This window comes from Bacillus sp. SRB3LM, assembly GCF_015712745.1.
In the GTDB taxonomy this organism is placed as follows: domain Bacteria; phylum Bacillota; class Bacilli; order Bacillales; family Bacillaceae_G; genus Bacillus_A; species Bacillus_A thuringiensis_K.
Map to the genome: position 1 here is coordinate 365,677 of NZ_VWVQ01000017.1, position 22,679 is coordinate 388,355.

Sequence of the window (22,679 nt, forward strand, 5' to 3'; positions counted from 1 at the left end):
GTTTATTTTCAGCTAGAGTTACAATCCTTATACAAAAAAAATAAGAGCAGCCATTGGCCACTCTTACTCGCTCACATATTTTTGAAACATATCATGGATGCCTTTATTTACTAGGTTCGAGATCTGCTCGTCAGATTTATTCGGATAACGATCACGCAATCTGATAGATGCCTTCACCATTAAATTTTCTAATACAGAACGGCCACCTTCTCCATAAATAATTTCAGCATATTTAACAAGCCTTCCATCCTCTACTGTTGCTGGATTATGATTGAAGAAAAATTTACTCATTGTCTCCACCTCTCTCTTTTGATAACGTTTACATTTATATAGATTATTTATGTTATTTATTTCACAATATTGTATGCATGTATATTTAATTAGTTTCATTATAAAGCAACATATAGATAGTAAATATGTGATTTTCCGTCCATTTTGTGAACAAATCAAAATGAAAGCGTTTCCTTTATTATATACTAAAAAAACTTACTACGCTAGGGGCAATTTTTTTCAATCTACTAACCCCTCGAAAATTGATATATTTTTTCTTTTCCCATTAAACCTTATACAATTTTCAGAAATTATATTATAAAATATATGTATGACTTAAGGAGGCTTTGTATGAATCAAAATAAAAAAGCTATATTAGATCTTGTCTTTTATCTCGTAATCCCATTCCTCATTTGGAAATTTGCAAAACCTTATATCGATCCTTATTACGCGATGTTACTTTCCTCTGTTCCGGGGATTATTTATACACTGTATACCTTTAAAAAAGAAAAACAGTTTAACGTGACAGGGTTCTTTATTTTAATTACACTTATTTCTAATACAACGGTAGATTTATTATCTGGGTCAGCTGAACGAATGTTGTGGAATGATGCATATTATCACATCGTACTCGGTATTATCGTCATCTGTACAATTTTCATAAAAAAACCACTCATGTTATATTTCGCTGCGGATATTGCAGCGCTGCAAGGGCATGACCGCGATAAAAGTCGTGAGCTTTATCGTGATAGTCGTATCTATCCAGCACTACAATATTTAACGTTATTTTTCGGGCTGCAATTTATATTAAAAAGCTTTTTAAAAATTTATTTCATCTCTGTTTTTGGTGTAGATGGCTATGGTGAAATGAGAGCGATTATGACCGCTGTCGGCTGGGGCATTTCTATTTGTATCGGAATAGGGTTCGTATGGGTTAACAATAAAATACATGCCGTTACGGAAGAAAAAGAATCCGTGCAGTAAATAAAAATCCCCTAGTGTAATACGACACTAGGGGATTTTTGGTTTGCTAGACATATGACTAAAATTTAACTTGATTTTTTTCTTTTACTTTTTACATTTCGGTAAAACAAAGCAGCACTCAGCGGCATAACACCAAACCACTTATTCATAAATGGCTCTTTTTCAGCACGGCGTTGTTCTTTCTTTTGTTTTCGATCTTCTTTTGGAGCATCCATATACGACACAAACTGCTGCGTCACAAAGCGAACATAATCATTAGTAGACATATTATCATCACCTCTACTTGATTAGTATGTCCACTTTTTTATACATTAATCTTTTCCTTTAACTCATTCATAATTTGCCTTACAGACTTATTTGTCGTATCGATATGAATGTGAGCCTCTTCATAATAAGCTCGGCGTGATTCAAATTTCTTTACGAATGCATCTATATCTTTCTTTTGAAATAGTGGACGTGTCGTATCTTCACGAAGCCTTTCTGCAATTACATGCGGATCACAATATAAATACACGACAGTTCCGTTCTCTTTCATCCACTTGCGATTTTCCGCTCGTTCAATAATTCCCCCACCAGTTGTAATAATGACATTATGGACTGGTAGCGAACGTAACATTTCGCTTTCATATTCCCGAAAAGCCATTTCACCTTCTTCGGCAAAAATATTTCGAATTGCCTTCTCTTGCTTCTCTTCAACTTTTTGATCAGTATCTACAACATCTATTTGAAGTTCTTTACTTAACGCTTTTCCAATTGTTGTTTTTCCTGCTCCCATATAGCCGGTTATGTATATAGATTTCATTTTCTGTCCTCTCAATCGTCATTTATTAATTGTTATTATAACGAAAGATGCTACTTTGTTTAATAAAAAACGTTTTGTTCTTATACTATGAAGAACAAAACGTAACACTCGCTTTTACTTATAAGTACCTCTTCTCACCCACTGCGTTGCAATCCATTTCTCGCCTTTCGTTACAGGTGCCCCTCCGTGTAACGTAAGCTCATTTAGTGATTGATCTTGATAAAAATACTCAAAGTATACTGCCATTCCCTTTCTAGGGTGTACAGAAAGATTTAATTTCGGGAAGTACGTTTCCCCGCCTTCTTCTACATCATTTAAGTACATTACAAGCGTACTAATACGATTGTTAGCAGCTGATCTACTATGTTCCGCAAAATAATCATAGTGTGCTTTATATTGTTGATCCACTTCATAATTTAAAATGTGCAATCCTTCACCATGCGACGCAGGAACATTCATGATAGATGAAATTCGTTTTTCAATCTTTAAAGTAAGTTCACTGTCTTCTAAAAATGCACCGCTACTTGTTCGAATATCATTTACATCACGTGATGAACCAACTTTAGAACGCTTCATTTTATTTTTAGACATTTCAATTAATTCATCACACTCTTCATCACTCAGTACATTTGCTAATACGACAATAAGAGGTTCTTCGAATTTTGAAATAATGTGTATTTCTCTATCTTCTGTCATAATCGTATTTCCTTTATGATCAAAAATAGTTTGTTCCTTATTTTCACCTATTTGATTGTTGTTTGTCATTTCCCTATTCTCCCTAAAAATAATGATTGGATAGCATGAATATATCACATTCTTTCTACCTTTCTCTTTTTTGAGAAAATTTAAACTTTTAATCATTATATTTATCCATTTCTTCTAAAAAATCAATTCAATTTACAATAGAAATCCCTGGTTTTTCTTCGTATTTTTTACATATTATCCTTCTATCCAATCGACTATTTTTCCATCCTTTTTTCTATACCGAAAGCTCACCGTATAGAAAGCTTCCTGTTTGAGTGTGCACTGTAACGCAACGAGAATTAAATCATTTTCAAAGACATAATTTCCACTCGCTTCTCCCTTTTCATACTGAAAGAAGAATGTACCTTCATTTTCTTGTTGCTGTAAGTCTTTTTTTATATCTGTAATAGATCGGTTAAGTAGTTCATCCAGTAAAAACTTTTGTTCTATTTCTATATAAAAATTTTTATCTGTAAACAACATATTTGTTTCGTATATAAAAAAAGAAGTTAATAAAATAAGAAAGATAATCGTCCCAGGCATTGTAAATCCATTTTGCTTTCTCATACGTTTATTCCTATTTCGCTATATCGCATAACTACACCTTCATATATTTCCCCACTAGTATCTTTCACATTTATAATGAGTACATGAGGTGTTAGTTTGTAAGAAACCGTTCCAATATTTTGTAAAACAACTTCCCTCCCGCGCCTATTTACCTTTCTTATAAGACGACTATTCTCTTTTTCATACGATACTTCACTCCCATTACGCGATCGGAATCGTAAAATACTTTCTCCATTTTCAAATGCTAGCTGTTCTCCAGATGATACTTCACGAAACTCCAATTGCATTTGACCTAAAAACACATTCCACTCCCAATCATTTAACCCTTTCGACTGTTTATTTTCCATTTCAATGAAATGTAGGCGGGGAAAGAGCAAAAAAAATATTGATAATAGAAACAGACATACAATCATTTCTATTAATGAAAAACCAAATTCTAATTTATTTTTTCTCCTACATAAAAGCATTGTTCCATCATTCTGTCTTTCACATCTCTCCACATGGTACAAACTTCGTTGCCTCCCCAATATGTGTAATACACAATTCCATTTATATTCTTTTCTATTATTCGCTTTTCTTCATTTCCATACATATATATAGCTGCTTCTTTTTTTAATAACCCAGATGCCTTATAACGAATTTGTATATTTTTTCTTTCTTGCATAACTAATGCTGTTTGCGGTAGTAGTAACGATACAGCCATCATTAAAACACTTAACGATACAATCATTTCAGCCATTATGGATCCTTTTTGACATTTCACGATACGTAAATCTCCCTCTTCCAAGCTGAAATACAATTTCATATTTATAATTTCTATACGAAATTATAATCGTACCACCTCTATTAATATTTCCACTTGGATTATATGTCATCGGATTTGGAAACGTATGCAAATCGATTTGTATATCTTCTTCATACTCTCGCTTGACGATATAATACTTTGTACCTGACTCTTTTATAGCATACATATTTCTATCTTTATGCCAACGTAATGTATAGTGCTTTTGACGGTTTATCGCTAATTGCTGCATATATAAAATATCATTTGAAAACTGTCTCAAAAATTGTTCAACTTTTTGTCGCTCGTATAAGGAATGAACACTAAAATACGTAACTATACTTAATACAGAAATAGCAAATAAAACGAGTAACATTTCTAAAAAAGTAAATCCTTGCTGTTTCACAATGCCCTAATTGATACTGTGCCATCATCTGATATATGAATAGATTCGCCATTCGGACACTTATCAGCTGTAATATACTTTTCATCTGCCAGTTCTTTTAACGATGGAATTTTATTATGTTGTAATTGATATACTTGTATTTGCGCTTCTATAGATTTCACGTAAGCTGCACACCCTTTTCCTTGGACCGATGAGCGCTGTGTAACTACATTCGGAATAATTAATAGTAATAATATAGTTATGACAACCATTACTAATAGCATCTCTAACAGAGTAAATCCTTCCTCATTTTGCATACAAATGCCCCCTAAATAGAATCCATCATTTGAAACATCGGCATAATCATCGCTAAATACATAAGGACAACGATTCCTCCAATACATGTAAATAAAATAGGCTGAATGATAACTAACATATGTTTAATTTTCCGTTCCATCTTTTCCATAATAAGATCGCTATAGTCACCTAATTCAATCCCTAAATTGCCGTTTGCTTGTCCATGGGTAATAACATAAGAAAGTTCTTTCTCGTAATACCCACTTTTAGCAATGATAGATTGTAACTGTTCTCCTCCAATTAATTGTCTTTCAATCCGGCTCGCTTCATATTGAAAGAACGGATGATATCTTTGCTCCATCATTATTGTTAAAGCTTCGCATACTGATAGTCCACCATTTAATAAACCACTCAACTGAGTAGCAAAATAATGTGAATGCTTTAAAATAAGAAATGTTTTGATGAGAGGAATACGAAGCATGATTTTTACCTGTCTAATATGTGGAAGTTTCCTAAAATACAACATATATAAACTACATCCAATAATAACAGTTAAAATAGCGGTTAAAATAATGTAAGGTAGCAGTTTTATTGCACTTAGAATTTGTTCTGTAAGTAGTGGTGTATTAGAACCGAACGAACTATAAACCATTTCAACCTGAGGTAATAAAATAAGTTTAAAAATAAAAAGCATGATTAGTAAAAAAAACATCAAAAACATAGGATACTGCATTATTTTCATCATGTCTCTCCTATACTTATCTTTCTTATAAAGAAGTGCACTTCCTTGTTGCAAAGCAAAAGAAATATCACCATGTTGCTCGGCATAAAATAAATAACTTAACATGTCCTGATGAAACTTTAACTGATGAAAAGAATCGTGTAGACTTTTCCCATCTTTTAACCCCTCAATCATGCCCTGCAATTGTACTTTCTTTTCTACAGGTAATTGAAACTGTAAAAATTCTAATGCTTGTAAAAGAGAGTAGCCTTTTTCTAATAATTCTCCTAAACGTTTCAACAATACTACTTGATCACTTAAACTCCAAGTTTTCTTAAACATAAACATCTTCTTCTAAAAAACCTAAAGCATATCCTTTTCGTATTGACGATTCTAAAGTCTCATGTTTGTAAGTAACACATTCTCCATCTGCTTCTTTAAGCGCTTGTTTTAACTCATATCCATATAGTAGCTCATAAATGCTTGCTTGCCTTACTTGCCTCATTGATTTACATAAAGTTGAGCACTTTCCTCTGCAAAACGGACACTTCAATTCGACAAGTCGCTGTGCAGCCACAGCCAATAAAGACTGTTCAATCTCTTGCCTCGTTATACCATAATCCATGAAACGAATGATTGCTCCTTTCGCATCATTCGTATGCAGCGTTGTCATTACTAAATGTCCTGTCAAACTTGCTCTTATAGCTATTTTTGCTGTTTCTTCATCACGTATTTCACCGACTAAAATAATATCTGGATCATGACGTAAAATAGCCTTTAATCCTGTTTCATATGTGAGACCCGCTTTTTCATTTATTTGAATTTGTAATACATCGTCACTTCTTTTTTCAACCGGATCTTCAAGTGTAATGATGCGGCGTGTTTTCTTTTTTCTAATTACCTCTAATAATGCATACATTGTCGTCGTCTTCCCAGATCCAGTCGGTCCAGTAAACACGAGTAGCCCCTGTGAATAGCGTAAAAACGAGAGTAGTTTTGCTGCTGTACTTGGAAATAACGAAAGATGTGATAAGGGCTGAACAGATGCTTGTAAATGGAGGCGAATAACAAGACTTTCTTGATATACTGTTGGAAGTGTTGAAAGGCGTAAATACACTTCTTGTCCATCAATTTGCAAATACAACGAACCATTCTGTGGCTTCCGTTTCTCTCCTATGTCCATAGATGCTAAAAATTTGAAATGTGAGACAAGTTTTTCTCCAAACTCCTTTTCAATACACTGTCTCGTCATTAAATCTTTTCCTATACGTAGTTGCACCGCTACATCCTTCTGCCGGGGCACAATATGTAAATCTGACGCTTGTACCCTACACGCTTCTTTTAAAATTGCATTCGCAAAAATTTCAATCCCATTCATCACTTTTCCCTCCTCACTATGTATATAGCATGAAAACATGCGCAATAAAAATTGGGACTTTTGTATTTTCAATAGAATAAAAAGGAAAAATATGTTTGTGAAATTATGAACAATTTCCGAATTATTGTCTGAAATTACCTATACTTATGTTTATCTGTATTATAATGTTATTATCTTGGATAAAGTGATAAAGGTGGAGATCCTCATGGAACAAGCTTTAAAAATTACAGGTGTTTTAGCTGACCCAACTCGTTATTACATTTATAAATATATTTCGCAAAAACATAGTTACGTAACGGTACAAGAAATTGCAGATGAATTCGATATTCATCCAAACGTAGCACGTTTACATTTATCTAAATTAGAAGATGTTCATATGCTTAAATCGGAAACGAAGAAAACTGGAAAAGGCGGAAGACCAAGCAGATTATATGTCTTATCTGAAGATGTTATTCAATTGCAATTTCCATTCCGTGATTATCAATTGTTAGCAAGAATCGCATTCAATTCTTTACTTAGCCTTGGCGCTGCTGGTGAGAAAGCGCTATACGAAACAGGAAAACAATTTGGGGCAGAATTAATGCAACAACATATGCTGCGTTTAAATGTGAGTGAAGATGCTTTAACAGTGGAACAAAAGGTTCAAATTGCAAAAGAAGCTTTCTCAACAGCTGGCTTATCACCTGCATTTGAATTAAGTGCAGATGGAACAAAAATTTTCTATGATGTACACAATTGTCCATTTAAGGAAGTTGCTGTTCATCACCCAACTGAAATTTGTAACATGCACGGAGATATGATGAAAGGAATTTTTGAAATCCTATTCCCTAACATGGAATTAACTCGAAATGATAGTCTATTAGATGGATGTAAATCTTGTAATTATAAACTAACAATTTAATTTCTCATATAAAAAGAAGCCATTTATAAATGGCTTCTTTTTATATGAACGAATATTTACAATAGTAAGAAAAATAAACTATAATGAGGTGAGGTTTACTTTTTTTAGAAAAGGAGGGAGATGGCATGGAGCGCATGTTTCGCGTTCTCGGCTTTTGGACTGGAATTTTCTCGGTTATGTTTTACGTAGGGGATATGCAACAGGCCGCACTACTATTTTTAGGACAAACAGGATTCTTCGTACTTTTAAGCTATTTAAAATTAACAGAGCGTATGTATATATACGTATTCGGGGCATATTTAACTGTTTTCTTCATAGGATTTACATACTACACGACATTCTTACTTGTGCCTGGAGCTGGACATTAAAAGATGGCATTTTGCCATCTTTTTTTTAATTCCGTAATTTCCTAGTTGACTTATAGGTTTTATTGCCTTATATTCTATATAACAGATTGGAATTAGGGGGAATCAACATGAATACACTGCTTGTCGGAATTAACGTTGCAGTCATGCTCATCTTAGTTGGCGTATTATATTATATGCAACGTAAGCATGTATCTTTTAATAAACGTGTATTTACCGCTTTAGGAGTCGGTATTTTATTCGGTCTTATATTACAATTTATTTATGAGCCAACTTCTAAAGTAATTATTGAATCAAATACTTGGTTTGGCTTAATCGGTAACGGTTATGTAAAATTACTTCAAATGATCGTTATGCCACTTATTTTAGTATCTATTATTTCAGCATTTACAAAATTACAGTTAACGAAAAATCTTGGTAAAATTAGTGGCCTTATTATCGGTATTTTAATTCTTACTACAGGAATCGCTGCAGCTGTCGGTATCGCTGCAAGTGCAGGATTTGATGTATCTGCAACAGGCCTACAACAAGGTGATGCAGAATCTGCTCGTCTGAAACTAGTTGAAGAAAGATTTACTTCTATTGAAAAGACAACAATTCCAGATAAATTATTAGAGCTATTACCTACAAATCCGTTTCTTGATTTAACAGGCGCTCGTCCAACATCAACAATTTCTGTCGTAATATTTGCAGCCTTTATCGGCATTGCCTTTATAGGTGTAAAACGAAAATATCCAGAACAAGCAGAGCTATTTAAGAATATGCTTGATGCTGTATATGCAATCGTAATGCGTATGGTAACATTAATTTTACGCCTTACTCCATACGGCGTATTAGCTCTTATGGCAAAAACAGTTGCTGGTAGCGATATAAATGCTATTTTAAAACTTGGTAACTTCGTGTTAGCCTCTTACGTAGCACTTATCGTAATGTTTATCATTCACTTATTATTAATTGCATTGTCTGGTTTAAATCCAATTCAATATTTGAAAAAAGTGTTCCCTGTACTAACTTTTGCATTCACATCTCGCTCTAGTGCTGGTGCGATGCCATTAAATATTGAAGCTCAAAAAGAAAAGCTTGGTATTTCCGAAGGAATTGCAAACTTCGCAGCTTCATTTGGGGTATCTATCGGACAAAACGGTTGCGCAGGTATTTATCCAGCAATGCTTGCAATGATGGTCGCTCCAACTGTAGGAATTGATCCATTACAACCACAATTTATTTTAACTTTAATCGCTGTTGTTGCTATTAGCTCATTCGGTGTTGCCGGAGTTGGTGGCGGCGCAACATTCGCAGCTTTAATCGTACTATCTACGATGAACTTACCAATCGGTATTGTTGCTCTAGTTATCTCGGTTGAGCCATTAATCGATATGGGGCGTACAGCTCTTAACGTAAGTGGTTCTATGACAGCAGGTCTTATTTCAAGTAAATGGCTTGGTGAATTAGATCAAGATACGTACAATCAAGATGATACAAAAACTGGTGAAATTGCTTCATAATGAAAAAAGACGCTAACATACAATTGTTAGCGTCTTTTTTATTCCGTTCCCTCTTTATAGATTTTATCTTGAGAATTATCACTCCAAGTATTCTTCTAGTTGCTCTTTTAACTCTTCCTCAATCTCATAACAAGATTCATCAGCGAGTTCCCCTACTTTCTTACTCCCCAAAATGATTGATTGAATTGGCATTCCTAAAAAGATTCTTTCGCATTTCCAAATTAGAATATTATGAAATTCAATCATCTCTTTTTCTTCATCTAATATAGCTATAGCAACTGATGAATAATAACCCACCTCAAAGGGATTCTCTTTTTCTCTTGCAAATCCCATATCTAATTCCATGTGTTTTTCTATGTATAAATGCGAATACTCTTTATGCAGTTTAAGTGATATTCGCTCTATTTCCTTCTCCATACATTGAATGTTCTCTTTTAACTCCAACGTAAACTCCTGTTCTTTATATTTCATTTTCGCCTCCTTAAACATAGAAAAAGAGAATACAATAACATATCCTCTTTCCTCAAATATATTTCATTATCTCACAGCCCGTCCTTTTCACAAATAACCATTTTGTTCGCACCATTTATGAAATTGTCCTACGTCTACTCCAACTAACACGATATCCTTTAGCTCTACATCAATGATTTGTTCTCCAATTACAATAGCAAACTGCGATGCTAATTTTGTCTTGTTTTTCTTTACAATTCCAATTCGGTTCCGATGCGGTCCATCTTTTATATATGCTTTTTGTCCTACAATATCAAAGTTCAAGATTCTCACCTCTTTTACTGCGCTCAAATTGGAAATACGATCTCCACCTCGGAAAATTTCCTTTCATTGCACTATTTCTCTATATATATGACGAAACAATAAAAGAGTCCTTCCTTCTTTACAATTATTTTTTCTTTGTTTCATTTTTGTGATTGAAACGTAAAGTTTATAATAAAATACATTCGGAAGCGCTTTCTATGTAATTTTTTATGTTATACTATATAAGTAGAACTTCGCAAAGAGGGTTAAAAAATGAATACAAAAATGATTAAAAAAGTAATTGAAGCATTAAAAGTATATGGCTTTCAGGATGTATCATTCTGTGACAAAACGAAGCAATTTTTATTTCATAACGAAACCGATATTATGAGCGGCTATGCAGAAATAACATATAGTAGTCAATTTGAAAAATTCAACGTACAAATTCATCCAATTGAAACACATCACCAAGCAGAGTTACAAGAGATTGAAAGACATATACAAGCTTGTATAAGAAAAGTGGAATATTTAAACGCACTTCTTACCGGGCAGACAAAACTAGATGATAAAATTATTATTATGTAAAAAAAGAACGTGATCCAATCACGTTCTTTTTTCATTATATGTTCATCTTTTCCTTTAGTTGTAATCCTGTAACAGATTCTAATACATCCATCGATTCTCCAAATGTCATATCAAAAATTGTATTGTCCTCTATGTACGGAAACTGTCTGAAACGCTTTTCTAACACCTTTACAGCATCTGATGTAAAGTTTGCACTATCAATTCCAAATTCTGTTTCAAGAAGAACAATCCAATCTAACACATGAAAACCTAATCCATTGACGAATGCAATAAGTTTTTCTTCTGGGTTTGAAGATAAGAATACTTGGCGTTCCATCTCACTAAAAAGTTCTTCTCCTAAAATTTCAGCTAACTCATCATCATGTTCACGTTCAACAAGTTCTTCGTAGCCGTAATCATCCACAAGCTCTTCTACTTCTTCACTATCCTGACAAAGCAATTGACTAAGAAGTGCCTCTTTCTTAAATTCACTATTTTGTACGACTTCTAAAAAGCTCGTTTCCCATCCATTTTCTAATTTCATATTATGTACTCCTTTATATACGTTTCTTATCATCACTGTACCCAAAAGATCACTTTTATAACCTTTTAGGTAGTTACATTATTTCACATGATTCATAACATAAGATGCAAACTCAGCTACATCTCCGTCAAAAATATTTATTTCCGGCAAGTGATAGAACGTTGTTTGGAGCGGGTTTTCTGCCTGATATACATATATCGTTTTCTCTAGTGCAATCGCCATTCCAAACTCTGTATGGCTCCCGTTTCCGCCATCTAATATAAGTAAAAATACATCCGCTTTTTTTACAGCGTTTTGTTCTGCCTGACCAATTTCTCTTAATTGTTCTTCATTCGCTACTCTTTCGTTTTTTGTCCAATCATATGTATGGTGCCATCCTGCATGTTTCAGTTCATTTGCTACGGAACGTACAAGATGTTTATTTTGGAAACCTGAGGCGATATAAAAATTCATTTATATACACTCCTTCATTATGTATGGGGAAACTCCTTTTTAGCGTTATTTGTTATAGCTATAATAAAGAACAACTTCAAAAAAAATCCCCATCTTTAAAACTTATTTGCGTTTAAATGATGGGATGCTTCATGGTCTTCTTTTATTTTTTGTTTTTTATAACTTTCATCAGCTAACATTTCTAGTTCAGCTGTTATCTCTGACTTTTCAAGCTCTCTTTCTTGCGAAAATTTCCTTGAAATATAAACAATAACACTACCAACGTACAACACAAAGCATATAATAAGTGCAGTATTTTCATAGAGACTTAGCTCCAACACAGTCACTCCTAATCCATTCGTATTTTCACGCTTCATTAATTGGAATTTCCCTATTAACCCATTTGTTATCCCGCTATTTGAGGGCAGTAAGACTCCCTCCTCAAAATTCAGTAAAAGTAAAGAAGTTAGATGTGGGATGCACCCAACTGATTAAAGTTTCACTTTATTGTAACATAAAAATATCAATTCTTGGAATCTTTCACCCTACTAAAAGAGGCATGATTGTTTCATCATGCCTCTGAAATATTTTGAATGATTGTTTTAATTGCTTCTTTTCCATTATATTTTTTTAGTGCTGTTTTATACTTCTCATTATTTTGATTCAATTCTTCGACATACTTTATAAGAGATTTTACAGTTACATCTTCTTCATATAATACGGAGGCATACCCTTTCCTTTCAAAGGACTCTGCATTTAATATTTGATCTCCACGGCTTGCAAATTTCGATAATGGAATTAAAACCATCGGCTTTTGTAATGTTAAAAATTCAAAAATTGCGTTGGAGCCCGCGCGTGAAATAACAAAATCTGTTACCGCTAATATATCTGGCAGTTCTCCATGTACATATTCAAATTGTCTATATCCATTTTTATTTTGTAAACTTTCGTCAAGGTTACCTTTTCCGCAAAGGTGAACAATTTGATACTTGTTAAGAAGTTCTGGTAATGCTTCTCGAGCCGTATCATTAATTTTTTTCGCGCCCAAGCTGCCCCCCATAATCGTAATAACTGGCTTTTTACGTGAAAAACCTAAAAATGCTAAACCTTTTTCACGATTTCCCTTCAGCACTTCTTCACGTACAGGAGATCCCGTATATATTACTTTTTCTTTCGGTAAATGTTTCGCTGCTTCTTCAAATGTAACAAATATTTTCGAAGCAAAACGAAGCGCAATTTTATTTGCTAGTCCTGGCGTCATATCAGATTCATGTAATAAAACTGGTACTCTATTTAGCCATCCTCCAATTACGACTGGTACAGATACGAAACCGCCTTTTGAAAAAATCACATCTGGTTTTAGTTTTCGAATCCTTACATACGCATCCATAACACCCTTCATTACAAGAAAAGGATCTTTTATATTTTTCAAATCAAAATAACGACGTAGCTTTCCACTCGAAATACTATAGTAGGGAATGCCTTCCTTTTCTATAATCGTTTTCTCAATACCTTGATGAGAACCAATATAAGAGATATCCCAGTTGTCTTCCTGTAAATATGGGATAATGGCTAAATTAGGTGTTACATGTCCTGCCGAACCGCCACCTGTAAAGACTATTTTCTTCATACGTCTCCTCCTTCAAGACTATAATACACTAAAATATCTTGCCTCAGGGTGAGAAAATACCATAGCCGTTACGGATGCTTCTGGCTCCATCATGAATCCTTCTGTTAATGAAATACCTATTTCCTCTGGATGAATTAAGCGAAATAGCTTTTCTTGATCTGCAAGTTCTGGACACGCTGGATAACCAAATGACACACGTATTCCTCTATATTTCGTACGGAAACGTTCTTCCATCGTCAGTTCAGGTGAGTCCGGAATGCCCCAGCGATCACGAATGAGCATATGTGTTTTTTCAGCAAGTCCTTCTGCTAATTCAAGCGCTAACGATTGAATGGCATGACTACGTAAGTAATCCCCTTTCCCCTTCCACTCTTCAGCAATGTCCCGAACTCCTTCCCCAACCGTAACAGATAAGAAAGCAACATAGTCCATCTCATCTCCAATTGGGCGCAAATAATCACTTAAAGTACGATAGGGGGCCTTTCCTTGTCTAGGGAATGTGAAACGCTCTATAACACGCGTATGATCTTCTGGATCATATATTACAATGTTTTGTCCGTCGCTTTGCGCTGGGAAAAATTGATACACTGCTTTCGGTTTTAACCAAGATTGTCCTTCCTGCAATAATTCATCTATTAAATCATTTAATTCATGCGCTCTCTTATCTCCCTCTTTCAAAAGCTTCTTCACATTTCCTTTTAATCCAAGGTGATGCCCAAGTAGCATTTGTCTATTTAAAAATGGGGCGAGATGAAGGGCCGGAATATCGCGTAATACAATTCGTTTTGTTGAATCAGGCACGATAACTTCAGCCTTCGGTAATGGCTCAATTACTGCTGGAATTTCTACTTTCTTCTCCTCTTTTTTTACGATATGAAGATGACGTTCTTTTTTATCCTGTTTCATCTTCTCACGCTCTTCTTCTTTTTGAAGCTTATTAATAATATCGAGCCCCGTCATCGCATCACTCGCATAACAAACGAGCCCTTTATATGATGGTGAAATCCGATTATCTGTAAACTTTCTCGTTAACGCTGCACCACCTACAACAATGGGCACATCAATATTTGCTGCTTTTAAATCTTCAGCAGTCGTTACCATTTGTTGCGCTGATTTTACTAATAAACCTGAAAGACCTATAATGTCTGGCTTCTTTTCTTGTACTTCTTGAACAATTCGATCCGAACGTACATTAATTCCTAAATTAATAATCTCATATCCGTTATTCGCTAAAATAATTTCAACGAGATTTTTCCCAATATCATGCACGTCACCTTTTACAGTTGCTAATAACACTTTCCCTTTTTTCGCACTATCACTAGATTCCATATGTGGCTCTAAATAGCTTACAGCGGCTTTCATACTTTCGGCACTTTGCAATACTTCAGCAACAATAAGTTCATTATTATTAAATAGTCGTCCTACCTCGTCCATCCCTGTCATAAGCGGACCGTTAATAATATCAAGAGGTTTTCTTCCTTCTTCAAGTGCAAGACTTAAATCCTCGTGTAATCCTTGTTTCGTACCTTCTACAATATAATTTGCTAGTCTTTCATCAAGCGTTAACGTTTCTTGCACAACGACATCTTTCTTTTTAGCAACTCGGTAAAAATTTGTAAATTCTTCCAATGTCTCTTTCGTCGTTTCAAACAGTAATGCATCTGCAAGTCGTTTTTCTTCCTCTGGAATCGACGCATAGCGTTCTAATTTTTCCGTATTCACAATCGCGTAATCTAATCCTGCTTTCGTAGCATGGTATAAAAAAACTGAATTTAATACTTCACGTCCAGCCGGTGGTAAACCAAATGATATGTTACTTACACCTAAAATCGTTAAACACTCTGGTAACGCTTCTTTAATAAGGCGAATTCCTTCTATAGTCGCTGCCGCTGAACCAATATATTCTTCATCACCTGTCCCTACTGGAAACACAAGTGCATCAAAAATAATATCTGACGGGCGTATCCCATACTTCTTTGTAAGTAATTCATAGCTTCTTTTCGCAATTTCTATCTTTCGTTCCGCACTAACCGCCATACCGTCTTCATCAATTGTTCCTACAACTATAGCGGCACCATACTTCTGAAGAAGCGGTGTCACTTTTTTAAATCGTTCTTCTCCATCTTCTAAATTAATTGAATTAATAACAGCTTTTCCTTGAATATAAGTAAGAGCTCGCTCCATCACATTTTCATCTGTTGAATCAATCATAATCGGTACTTTTAAAACTTTCGTAACTTCTGCTAAGAAGTTTTCCATATCTTCTATTTCATCGCGATCAGGATCTGCCATACAAATGTCAATAATATGAGCATTTTTCTTCACTTGCGCTCTTGCCACTTCAGCAGCCTCTTCAAATTTCCCTTCTGCTACTAATCGTTTAAATTTACGTGACCCAATAACATTCGTTCTTTCACCCACAAATAACGGTCTCATAGACTCATCATATTGCAGTGCTTCTAATCCACTAACTCCATGTCCTTCTCTCTCATGATGGTCACGAGGCTTAAGAGGTGCTAGCGCGGATTTCATTGCTTTTATATGTTCTGGTGTCGTGCCACAACAACCACCAATAATATTAACCCATCCTTCTTCAGCAAATCGCTTCACCTTTTCAGCAAGAGAAGATGGAGATTCATGATAATGTCCATCTTCATCAGGAAGACCTGCATTTGGATAACAAGAAATGTAACACTCCGATAAATCAGATAGTGAACGAATATGGTCCCTCATAAACTCCGGACCAGTCGCACAGTTTAACCCAACAGATAATGGTTTCATATGTTCTACTGATAAATAAAAAGCTTCAATTGTTTGCCCAGCCAGAGTCGTTCCCATTGGCTCAATCGTTCCTGAAATCATAATAGGAACCGTTTTTTTCAGTTCTTCAAATGCAGCTTGAATTCCAATATAAGCTGCTTTCACGTTACGCATATCTTGACTCGTCTCAACGAGTAATACATCAACTTCTCCTTTTAATAATCCTCGTGCTTGCCTTGTATAAGCCTCAATCAATTCTTCAAAAGTCACACCACCAGTAACACTAATTGCTTTCGTTGTTGGTCCCATCGCTCCCGCAACATATACTTCCTTCCCGCTTTCTTTAACAGCTTGCTTCGCCAAAAGTGCTGCCTTTTCATTTAGTTCTTCATCTAAATGAGACAGCTCATAATCACTTAGTACAATATTCGTTGCCCCAAATGTATTTGTTTCAATAATATCCGCTCCAGCTTCAATATAAGTTTTATGAATCTTTAAAATAACGTCTGGTCTTGTTTCTACTAAATATTCATTACAGCCCTCGTACTCTTCCCCTCCGAAATCTTCAGCAGTTAAATCCTCTTGCTGAATCATTGTCCCCATTGCACCATCTAATATTAAAATGCTATTTTTTAATTTTTCTTCTATACACTTCATCAATTAATACCTTCTTTCACTTCTTGCTTTTCTCTTACATATTTAACAAGATGTTCTGTAATTTCATACTTTAAAAATGGTGTAATAAGATAAATACCATTAAAATATTTCATCGCTGCGTCAATCAATTCTTGTGAAATGCGAATCCCTTCCTCAATTGCTGCCTCTTTCGTTTCATGTCCATCCATTCTCTCTCTTATTTCTTCAGGAAGAGTAATACCCGGCACCTCAAAATGAAGAAAATCTGCATTCCGCTTACTTACTAACGGCATAATTCCAATAAAAATAGGTTGTTCCAAATGCTTTGTCGCTTCATACACTTCTTCAATTAACTTGATATCATAAATTGGCTGAGTTAAAAAATACTCCGCTCCAGCATCTATTTTTCGTTCCATCCGCTTAACCGCTGCTTTTAAGTGCCTTACATGAGGATTAAATGCGCCGCCTACAGAAAACCTTGTCGCCGGTCCAATTGATTTCCCTAAAATTGAACGTCCACCGTTCATTTCTTTAATCATTTTAATAAGCTCAATAGAGGATAAATCATATACAGAAGTGGCACCGGGAAAATCACCAACGCGCGCTGGATCACCAGTTAAAGCTAACACTTCTTCCATCCCTAACGCCGATAAACCTAACAAATGAGATTGTAGTCCAATGACGTTATGATCTCTACACGTTAAATGCGTCAATACCGGGATATCATGCTTCGTTAATAACGCACCCATTGCCATATTAGAAACACGAGGTGATGCTAATGAATTATCTGCTAGAGTAATAGCATCTGCTCCCGCTCTTTTTAACGCTCTTGCTCCTTCAAAAAAACGCTGTGTATCTAACGTTTTCGGTGGATCTAATTCCACTACAACTGTCGTTTGTTTTTTCGCTTTCTCTGCTAGAGTGACGTGAGCCTTCGAGCGTTTCTCATGCGTATGAACGACTTTCGGCCTTTGAATCGTGTCTTTTTCTATTACAGGGGTAATATTCGCAACAGCGCGCTTCATACTTTGAATATGTTCTGGAGTCGTACCACAACAACCACCCAATAACCGAATACCTTGCTCAATAAATCTCGGTGTCATCGCTTCGAAATAAGCTGGGCTTCCCTCATATACGTAACGTCCCTCCACATAATTCGGGAGACCTGCATTTGGGTATGCTGATAAATAGCCATTTTGCGGAATCGATATCATTTTGAAAGCTTCCGTCATATGAAGCGGCCCTAGTTGACAATTCAATCCAACAACATTTGCACCGTAATCTATAAGTTGCTTTAATATTTCATTGACATCATTTCCATTTTGAGTCGTACCTGCTTCATGTAACGCTAATTGAGCAACAATTGGAATATTCGTTTGCTTACGCAATACTTTAACGGCATGAAGTAATTCAAATTCATCGTAAAAAGTTTCTAATAGTAATCCATCAACCTGTTCTTCTAGTAAAGCCTCCGCCTGTTCAAGTAACATAAACTCTCTTTCCATATCAGTCGTTGTAACAGCTCCGATATGTTTCATACCACCGATTGTTCCTAAAATTGCATTTTTATCTGCCACAGATGCTTTCGCCAGTTTTACTGCCGCTCTATTAATTTCTGCAACTTGATTTTCTAAACCATACATACGTAATTTCGCCTCATTTGCTCCATACGTATTCGTTTGAATTACATCTGCTCCAGCAGCTACATATTGTTTATGAATTGATATAATTAAGTCTGGATCAGATACATTCAATTCTTCAAAACTACTTTGCAAACCATGTGAATGCAATAACGTCCCAACCGCACCATCACCTATTACAATTCCTTTTGATAATAAATCTAGTAATTTCACGAATCTCCCTCATTTCTATCAATATAAAAAACCCCTCTTCACTTTGAAGAGGGGGACATAATCGTTCCTCCTCTTATTATGCAAAACATTCGTTTTGCAGGTATTAGCACCGTTTCAAACATTTCGTTTGAAGGTTGCCGGGTTTCACAGGGCCTTTCCCTCCACCGCTCTCAATAAGAGTTGTCTTTATTATTTTATTTATGTAGCTAAAAGGAAATGTGTTCCCCTTTTAACAATGTTTGTTAATTTTTTATAAATTTAGCATGCACAAAAGTAAAAGTCAATGACAATTGCGGAAAAATAAAAATTATTTAAAATAAAGTTGCAATTCAATTATCTTTTGTTGTAAAGTTAAAAACATAATAAAAATTTCATACGAACATTCTTATCTAGAGAGGTAGAGGGACTGGCCCTGTGACGCCTCAGCAACCATTAACATTTTGTTAATAAGGTGCTAATTCCAGCAAATTGTGAAAGATTTGACAGATGAGAAGAAGACTCTATTCAAACCGAAAGCCTTCTTCTTAGAAGGCTTTTTTTATTTTATATTCACTTAATGTTTCAATTTAAAAAGGAGGAATTTTCACATGTCAACAATCGAAACAAAACTAGCACAAATCGGAAATCGCAGTGAAACTAAAACTGGAACGGTTAATCCACCAGTTTATTTCTCAACCGCTTATCGTCACGAAGGAATTGGTAAATCTACTGGCTTTGACTATTCACGAACTGGCAATCCAACTCGCGGTCTTTTAGAACGGGCGATCGCAGACTTAGAATATGGCGAACAAGGTTATGCCTGTAGTTCAGGGATGGCGGCTGTTCTCCTCGTCCTTTCTCTATTCCGCTCTGGAGACGAACTTATTGTATCTGAAGATTTATACGGGGGAACGTATCGATTATTTTCTGAGCATGAAAAAAAGTGGAATGTTCGATGTAGATACGTAAATACACAGTCTATTAAACAAATTGAGCAAGCTATCACAACTGAAGTGAAGGCTATTTTCATAGAAACTCCAACTAATCCATTAATGCAAGTTACTGATATTGCTGCTGTCGCAACTGTAGCGAAAAGGCACGGACTACTTCTTATTGTAGACAACACATTCTACACACCTTATATACAGCAACCATTAACAGAAGGTGCTGACATTGTACTTCATAGCGCAACGAAATATTTAGGGGGACATAACGATGTACTAAGCGGGCTTGTCGTTGCAAAAGGAAAGGAACTTTGCGAGGAAATCGCTCATTATCATAATGCATCAGGTGCAGTTTTAAGTCCATTTGACTCATGGTTATTAATTCGCGGTATGAAAACGTTAGCGCTTCGCATGAGACAACACGAAGAAAATGCGAAAGCAGTTGTTGCGTATTTAAACGATGAAGACGGGGTAACAGATGTATTTTATCCAGGAAGAGGCGGCATGATTTCATTCCGCCTTAAAGATGAAGCTTGGATTAATCCATTCTTACAGTCTTTATCCTTAATTACATTTGCCGAAAGTCTTGGTGGTGTAGAAAGTTTAATGACTTATCCAGCAACGCAAACACATGCTGATATTCCTGAAGAAATTAGAACAGCAAACGGCGTATGTAATCGTCTTCTTCGATTCTCAGTTGGCATTGAAAATAGTAACGATTTAATTCAAGACTTAAAGCAAGCCATTAAACTCGTAAAAGAAGGTGTAAGAATATGAGCTATTCTATAGATACACTCTTACTACACAACCAATATAAACATGACTCGCAAACAGGCGCTGTGAACGTTCCTATTTATAACACATCAACTTTTCACCAGTTTGATGTAGATACGTTCGGAAAATATGACTATAGCAGGTCAGGAAACCCAACTCGTGAAGCTCTTGAAGATATCATTGCTTTATTAGAAGGCGGAACAAAAGGATTCGCCTTTGCATCAGGCATTGCAGCGATTTCCACTGCATTCCTCCTTCTTTCACAAGGTGATCACGTACTCATTTCTGAAGATGTATACGGAGGCACTTACCGAGTGATAACTGAGGTACTCTCCCGTTACGGTGTTTCACATACATTTGTTGATATGACCAATTTAGAAGAAATAAAACAAAACATTAAACCAAATACAAAGCTCTTTTATGTAGAAACACCTTCTAACCCACTTTTAAAAGTGACAGATATTCGCGAGGTTTCTAAACTCGCAAAGTCTATTGGCGCTCTTACTTTTGTTGATAATACATTTTTGACACCACTATTCCAAAAACCATTTGAACTTGGAGCTGATGTCGTTCTTCATAGTGCTACAAAATTTATTGCTGGTCATAGTGATGTTACTGCCGGATTAGCAGTAGTAAAAGATGCAGAACTCGCTCAAAAGCTTGGATTTTTACAAAATGCATTCGGTGCTATTTTAGGGCCTCAAGATTGTTCTCTCGTACTTCGCGGTCTAAAAACATTACATGTACGCCTCGAGCATTCAGCTAAAAATGCCAATAAAATTGCACATTATTTACAAGAGCACACTAAAGTACAAAATGTCTATTATCCGGGATTACAAACACATCTCGGATTTGATATTCAACAATCTCAAGCAACATCAGCTGGCGCGGTCTTGTCGTTTACTTTGCAGTCTGAAGATGCACTCCGCCAATTTTTATCAAAAGTAAAATTACCTGTTTTTGCAGTTAGTTTAGGAGCTGTAGAGTCTATTCTTTCTTATCCAGCAAAAATGTCACATGCAGCACTGTCGCAAGAAGCTCGTGATGAAAGAGGAATCTCTAATTCATTACTTCGGTTATCAGTCGGTCTTGAAAATGTTAACGATTTAATATCCGATTTTGAAAATGCCCTTTCTTATGTAGAAGAACCTATAAATGCATAGAGAAAAAAGAAGATATGAGATTAGGTTTTCATATCTTCTTTTTATGCGGTTTAGTTATATTCATTTGAATTTCTTCTTTTCTTATAGTCCATAAAAAAATAAAAGTATATCATCTATTTCTAAATAATGGATTAATTGATATATTAAGAAATGAACAGGGGTGAAAATAATGGTTACTTGTGCAGATATTTTAATCGTTATCGATTTACAAAATGGCGTATGTTATAGCGGAGAGCATTTATTTGATTTACAGAACTTACTAACAAAAGTAAATAAAAGAATTTCTTCATACAGAAAATTAAATAAACCAATCCTTTTTGTTCAACATTGTGATGATGATTTAGTACCCGAGAAAGAACTTTGGACTATTCATACCGATCTAGATGTTCAAGAACAAGATTTTTTTGTAAGAAAAACACATGCAAATTCATTTTATAAAACAAACTTAAAAGAAATTTTAGATCAATTATCTGTAAATCGCATTGAATTTTGTGGTGCCCAAACAGAGTACTGTATGGATGCTACGATTAAGTTTGCCCACGGGCTGGGATACGAAAACTTTATGGAACAGAAAACAACCTCTACGTTGAATAATCCTTTTATGTCCGCAAAAGAGACAATTGATTTTTACGAGAACATATGGAATCACAGATTTTTAACGTTGCTAAAAGATGAATTTTAGAATAAATGACTACTGACTTGATTATCCTAAGATTTATCAGCCGTAATCAAATATTTCATTATCACCATAAAGAAGCGAATTACATTCAGCTTCTTTTCTTTTAACCTGTTTTATATTCTATATATATCATTATAATTCCTTTGTCATATTATTTTAAAAATTTAGTATATTCATTTGAAAGAATAAGAAAATCATGATAAAATTGTGTTACAAATATATTTATATCTTTCAATTTTTAAAACGCATCGAAATTTTCACCCAAAAA

General features: G+C 35.0%; 27 protein-coding genes, 1 pseudogene and 2 riboswitches. Of the genes and pseudogenes, 9 read left to right on the forward strand and 19 right to left on the reverse strand.

The window, feature by feature from the left end:
- Positions 1–63: 63 nt before the first annotated feature.
- Positions 64–291 carry a hypothetical protein gene (locus tag F3I02_RS12935; RefSeq protein WP_000032702.1) on the reverse strand — a complete coding sequence of 76 codons (228 nt, stop codon included), beginning with the start codon at positions 289–291 and terminating at the stop codon, positions 64–66.
- A 73-nt stretch (positions 292–364) separates the two neighbouring features.
- Here F3I02_RS12935 and F3I02_RS33895 point away from each other — a divergent pair.
- Both F3I02_RS33895 and F3I02_RS12940 read left to right on the forward strand, forming a co-directional pair.
- Positions 365–480, forward strand: a pseudogene (locus tag F3I02_RS33895) (GTP pyrophosphokinase).
- A 141-nt stretch (positions 481–621) separates the two neighbouring features.
- Positions 622–1,254: a VC0807 family protein gene (locus tag F3I02_RS12940; RefSeq protein WP_001073110.1), complete on the forward strand. Its 633-nt coding sequence runs from the start codon at positions 622–624 to the stop codon at positions 1,252–1,254.
- Positions 1,255–1,319: 65 nt separating this feature from the next.
- On the opposite strand, the gene F3I02_RS12945 is transcribed toward F3I02_RS12940, so the two are convergent.
- The 10 genes from F3I02_RS12945 to comGA form a co-directional block, all read right to left on the reverse strand.
- The gene (locus tag F3I02_RS12945; RefSeq protein ID WP_000106083.1) at positions 1,320–1,520 is read right to left on the reverse strand and encodes a YqzE family protein; all 201 of its coding nucleotides are present in this window, start codon (positions 1,518–1,520) and stop codon (positions 1,320–1,322) included.
- A 38-nt stretch (positions 1,521–1,558) separates the two neighbouring features.
- Positions 1,559–2,056, reverse strand: coding sequence for a shikimate kinase (locus F3I02_RS12950; protein WP_000836648.1), 498 nt, complete (start codon positions 2,054–2,056; stop codon positions 1,559–1,561).
- Positions 2,057–2,170: 114 nt separating this feature from the next.
- Positions 2,171–2,821: a 2OG-Fe(II) oxygenase gene (locus F3I02_RS12955; protein WP_000183865.1), complete on the reverse strand. Its 651-nt coding sequence runs from the start codon at positions 2,819–2,821 to the stop codon at positions 2,171–2,173.
- 174 nt (positions 2,822–2,995) lie between these two features.
- Positions 2,996–3,367: a competence type IV pilus minor pilin ComGG gene (gene comGG / locus F3I02_RS12960; RefSeq protein ID WP_001231319.1), complete on the reverse strand. Its 372-nt coding sequence runs from the start codon at positions 3,365–3,367 to the stop codon at positions 2,996–2,998.
- Positions 3,364–3,834 carry a competence type IV pilus minor pilin ComGF gene (gene comGF / locus F3I02_RS12965; protein ID WP_000923105.1) on the reverse strand — a complete coding sequence of 157 codons (471 nt, stop codon included), beginning with the start codon at positions 3,832–3,834 and terminating at the stop codon, positions 3,364–3,366. The genes comGG and comGF overlap by 4 nt, the downstream gene beginning before the upstream one ends.
- The gene (locus tag F3I02_RS12970; RefSeq protein WP_000829463.1) at positions 3,804–4,106 is read right to left on the reverse strand and encodes a hypothetical protein; all 303 of its coding nucleotides are present in this window, start codon (positions 4,104–4,106) and stop codon (positions 3,804–3,806) included. The genes comGF and F3I02_RS12970 overlap by 31 nt, the downstream gene beginning before the upstream one ends.
- Entirely contained in the window at positions 4,099–4,554 is a 456-nt protein-coding gene (comGD, locus tag F3I02_RS12975; RefSeq protein ID WP_000813141.1) for a competence type IV pilus minor pilin ComGD, read from the reverse strand. The genes F3I02_RS12970 and comGD overlap by 8 nt, the downstream gene beginning before the upstream one ends.
- On the reverse strand, positions 4,551–4,850 hold the full coding sequence (comGC, locus tag F3I02_RS12980; protein WP_001178685.1) for a competence type IV pilus major pilin ComGC: 300 nt from the start codon (positions 4,848–4,850) through the stop codon (positions 4,551–4,553). The genes comGD and comGC overlap by 4 nt, the downstream gene beginning before the upstream one ends.
- 11 nt (positions 4,851–4,861) lie before the next feature.
- Positions 4,862–5,899, reverse strand: coding sequence for a competence type IV pilus assembly protein ComGB (comGB, locus tag F3I02_RS12985; RefSeq protein ID WP_002164182.1), 1,038 nt, complete (start codon positions 5,897–5,899; stop codon positions 4,862–4,864).
- Entirely contained in the window at positions 5,886–6,929 is a 1,044-nt protein-coding gene (gene comGA, locus F3I02_RS12990) for a competence type IV pilus ATPase ComGA (RefSeq protein ID WP_001013169.1), read from the reverse strand. Before comGA ends, comGB begins: the two co-directional genes overlap by 14 nt.
- Positions 6,930–7,134: 205 nt before the next feature.
- On the opposite strand from comGA, the gene F3I02_RS12995 reads away from it, so the two are divergent.
- From F3I02_RS12995 to F3I02_RS13005, 3 genes are all read left to right on the forward strand, one after another.
- The gene (locus F3I02_RS12995) at positions 7,135–7,830 is read left to right on the forward strand and encodes a helix-turn-helix transcriptional regulator (protein WP_000434104.1); all 696 of its coding nucleotides are present in this window, start codon (positions 7,135–7,137) and stop codon (positions 7,828–7,830) included.
- Between the two features lie 125 nt (positions 7,831–7,955).
- Complete coding sequence (locus tag F3I02_RS13000) at positions 7,956–8,198, forward strand: DUF2626 domain-containing protein (RefSeq protein ID WP_000440717.1); 243 nt, start codon at positions 7,956–7,958, stop codon at positions 8,196–8,198.
- A 107-nt stretch (positions 8,199–8,305) separates the two neighbouring features.
- Entirely contained in the window at positions 8,306–9,700 is a 1,395-nt protein-coding gene (locus F3I02_RS13005) for an L-cystine transporter (protein WP_001094346.1), read from the forward strand.
- A gap of 78 nt (positions 9,701–9,778) precedes the next feature.
- On the opposite strand, the gene F3I02_RS13010 is transcribed toward F3I02_RS13005, so the two are convergent.
- Together F3I02_RS13010 and F3I02_RS13015 are read right to left on the reverse strand one after the other, a co-directional pair.
- Entirely contained in the window at positions 9,779–10,171 is a 393-nt protein-coding gene (locus tag F3I02_RS13010; protein ID WP_131251068.1) for a hypothetical protein, read from the reverse strand.
- An 87-nt stretch (positions 10,172–10,258) separates the two neighbouring features.
- Positions 10,259–10,474: a DUF3912 family protein gene (locus F3I02_RS13015; protein ID WP_001008332.1), complete on the reverse strand. Its 216-nt coding sequence runs from the start codon at positions 10,472–10,474 to the stop codon at positions 10,259–10,261.
- A 252-nt stretch (positions 10,475–10,726) separates the two neighbouring features.
- On the opposite strand from F3I02_RS13015, the gene F3I02_RS13020 reads away from it, so the two are divergent.
- Positions 10,727–11,038, forward strand: coding sequence for a hypothetical protein (locus F3I02_RS13020; RefSeq protein WP_001093237.1), 312 nt, complete (start codon positions 10,727–10,729; stop codon positions 11,036–11,038).
- 34 nt (positions 11,039–11,072) lie between these two features.
- On the opposite strand, the gene F3I02_RS13025 is transcribed toward F3I02_RS13020, so the two are convergent.
- From F3I02_RS13025 to F3I02_RS13050, 6 genes are all read right to left on the reverse strand, one after another.
- On the reverse strand, positions 11,073–11,561 hold the full coding sequence (locus tag F3I02_RS13025; RefSeq protein ID WP_000764263.1) for a hypothetical protein: 489 nt from the start codon (positions 11,559–11,561) through the stop codon (positions 11,073–11,075).
- A 78-nt stretch (positions 11,562–11,639) separates the two neighbouring features.
- Positions 11,640–12,014 carry a nucleoside 2-deoxyribosyltransferase gene (locus F3I02_RS13030; protein ID WP_196478042.1) on the reverse strand — a complete coding sequence of 125 codons (375 nt, stop codon included), beginning with the start codon at positions 12,012–12,014 and terminating at the stop codon, positions 11,640–11,642.
- A gap of 95 nt (positions 12,015–12,109) precedes the next feature.
- Positions 12,110–12,370, reverse strand: a complete 261-nt coding sequence (locus F3I02_RS13035) for a DUF3966 domain-containing protein (protein WP_000817964.1) — start codon at positions 12,368–12,370, stop codon at positions 12,110–12,112.
- A 194-nt stretch (positions 12,371–12,564) separates the two neighbouring features.
- Positions 12,565–13,623, reverse strand: a complete 1,059-nt coding sequence (murG, locus tag F3I02_RS13040; protein ID WP_074593442.1) for an undecaprenyldiphospho-muramoylpentapeptide beta-N-acetylglucosaminyltransferase — start codon at positions 13,621–13,623, stop codon at positions 12,565–12,567.
- A gap of 18 nt (positions 13,624–13,641) precedes the next feature.
- Positions 13,642–17,040 (reverse strand): methionine synthase, encoded by a 3,399-nt coding sequence (gene metH, locus F3I02_RS13045; RefSeq protein WP_074593441.1) that lies wholly within the window; start codon positions 17,038–17,040, stop codon positions 13,642–13,644.
- Entirely contained in the window at positions 17,040–18,872 is a 1,833-nt protein-coding gene (locus F3I02_RS13050) for a bifunctional homocysteine S-methyltransferase/methylenetetrahydrofolate reductase (protein ID WP_196478043.1), read from the reverse strand. Before F3I02_RS13050 ends, metH begins: the two co-directional genes overlap by 1 nt.
- 70 nt (positions 18,873–18,942) lie before the next feature.
- Positions 18,943–19,052, reverse strand: a riboswitch (SAM riboswitch).
- 202 nt (positions 19,053–19,254) lie between these two features.
- Positions 19,255–19,365: riboswitch (SAM riboswitch) on the forward strand.
- A 94-nt stretch (positions 19,366–19,459) separates the two neighbouring features.
- On the opposite strand from F3I02_RS13050, the gene metI reads away from it, so the two are divergent.
- The 3 genes from metI to F3I02_RS13065 all read left to right on the forward strand — a co-directional run bounded on the left by metI (position 19,460) and on the right by F3I02_RS13065 (position 22,414).
- Complete coding sequence (metI, locus tag F3I02_RS13055) at positions 19,460–20,572, forward strand: cystathionine gamma-synthase/O-acetylhomoserine thiolyase (RefSeq protein ID WP_000103871.1); 1,113 nt, start codon at positions 19,460–19,462, stop codon at positions 20,570–20,572.
- The gene (metC, locus tag F3I02_RS13060) at positions 20,569–21,732 is read left to right on the forward strand and encodes a cystathionine beta-lyase (RefSeq protein WP_074593440.1); all 1,164 of its coding nucleotides are present in this window, start codon (positions 20,569–20,571) and stop codon (positions 21,730–21,732) included. The genes metI and metC overlap by 4 nt, the downstream gene beginning before the upstream one ends.
- A gap of 169 nt (positions 21,733–21,901) precedes the next feature.
- Positions 21,902–22,414, forward strand: coding sequence for a cysteine hydrolase family protein (locus tag F3I02_RS13065; protein WP_000255614.1), 513 nt, complete (start codon positions 21,902–21,904; stop codon positions 22,412–22,414).
- The last annotated feature ends 265 nt before the right edge of the window (positions 22,415–22,679 follow it).

Bases quoted from the DNA above. Each gene is read 5' to 3' on its own strand.
- comGB (WP_002164182.1), bottom strand. From the start codon at position 5,899: ATGTTTATGTTTAAGAAAACTTGGAGTTTAAGTGATCAAGTAGTATTG.
- F3I02_RS13035 (WP_000817964.1), bottom strand. From the start codon at position 12,370: ATGAAGCGTGAAAATACGAATGGATTAGGAGTGACTGTGTTGGAGCTA.
- F3I02_RS12935 (WP_000032702.1), bottom strand. From the start codon at position 291: ATGAGTAAATTTTTCTTCAATCATAATCCAGCAACAGTAGAGGATGGA.
- metC (WP_074593440.1), top strand. From the start codon at position 20,569: ATGAGCTATTCTATAGATACACTCTTACTACACAACCAATATAAACAT.
- metI (WP_000103871.1), top strand. From the start codon at position 19,460: ATGTCAACAATCGAAACAAAACTAGCACAAATCGGAAATCGCAGTGAA.
- F3I02_RS13030 (WP_196478042.1), bottom strand. From the start codon at position 12,014: ATGAATTTTTATATCGCCTCAGGTTTCCAAAATAAACATCTTGTACGT.
- metH (WP_074593441.1), bottom strand. From the start codon at position 17,040: ATGAAGTGTATAGAAGAAAAATTAAAAAATAGCATTTTAATATTAGAT.
- F3I02_RS13020 (WP_001093237.1), top strand. From the start codon at position 10,727: ATGAATACAAAAATGATTAAAAAAGTAATTGAAGCATTAAAAGTATAT.
- F3I02_RS13065 (WP_000255614.1), top strand. From the start codon at position 21,902: ATGGTTACTTGTGCAGATATTTTAATCGTTATCGATTTACAAAATGGC.
- F3I02_RS12945 (WP_000106083.1), bottom strand. From the start codon at position 1,520: ATGTCTACTAATGATTATGTTCGCTTTGTGACGCAGCAGTTTGTGTCG.
- F3I02_RS12970 (WP_000829463.1), bottom strand. From the start codon at position 4,106: ATGGCTGAAATGATTGTATCGTTAAGTGTTTTAATGATGGCTGTATCG.
- F3I02_RS13000 (WP_000440717.1), top strand. From the start codon at position 7,956: ATGGAGCGCATGTTTCGCGTTCTCGGCTTTTGGACTGGAATTTTCTCG.
- F3I02_RS13010 (WP_131251068.1), bottom strand. From the start codon at position 10,171: ATGAAATATAAAGAACAGGAGTTTACGTTGGAGTTAAAAGAGAACATT.
- F3I02_RS13005 (WP_001094346.1), top strand. From the start codon at position 8,306: ATGAATACACTGCTTGTCGGAATTAACGTTGCAGTCATGCTCATCTTA.
- comGF (WP_000923105.1), bottom strand. From the start codon at position 3,834: ATGCTTTTATGTAGGAGAAAAAATAAATTAGAATTTGGTTTTTCATTA.
- F3I02_RS12940 (WP_001073110.1), top strand. From the start codon at position 622: ATGAATCAAAATAAAAAAGCTATATTAGATCTTGTCTTTTATCTCGTA.
- F3I02_RS12955 (WP_000183865.1), bottom strand. From the start codon at position 2,821: ATGACAAACAACAATCAAATAGGTGAAAATAAGGAACAAACTATTTTT.
- murG (WP_074593442.1), bottom strand. From the start codon at position 13,623: ATGAAGAAAATAGTCTTTACAGGTGGCGGTTCGGCAGGACATGTAACA.
- comGC (WP_001178685.1), bottom strand. From the start codon at position 4,850: ATGCAAAATGAGGAAGGATTTACTCTGTTAGAGATGCTATTAGTAATG.
- F3I02_RS12995 (WP_000434104.1), top strand. From the start codon at position 7,135: ATGGAACAAGCTTTAAAAATTACAGGTGTTTTAGCTGACCCAACTCGT.
- F3I02_RS12950 (WP_000836648.1), bottom strand. From the start codon at position 2,056: ATGAAATCTATATACATAACCGGCTATATGGGAGCAGGAAAAACAACA.
- comGA (WP_001013169.1), bottom strand. From the start codon at position 6,929: ATGAATGGGATTGAAATTTTTGCGAATGCAATTTTAAAAGAAGCGTGT.
- F3I02_RS13025 (WP_000764263.1), bottom strand. From the start codon at position 11,561: ATGAAATTAGAAAATGGATGGGAAACGAGCTTTTTAGAAGTCGTACAA.
- comGG (WP_001231319.1), bottom strand. From the start codon at position 3,367: ATGAGAAAGCAAAATGGATTTACAATGCCTGGGACGATTATCTTTCTT.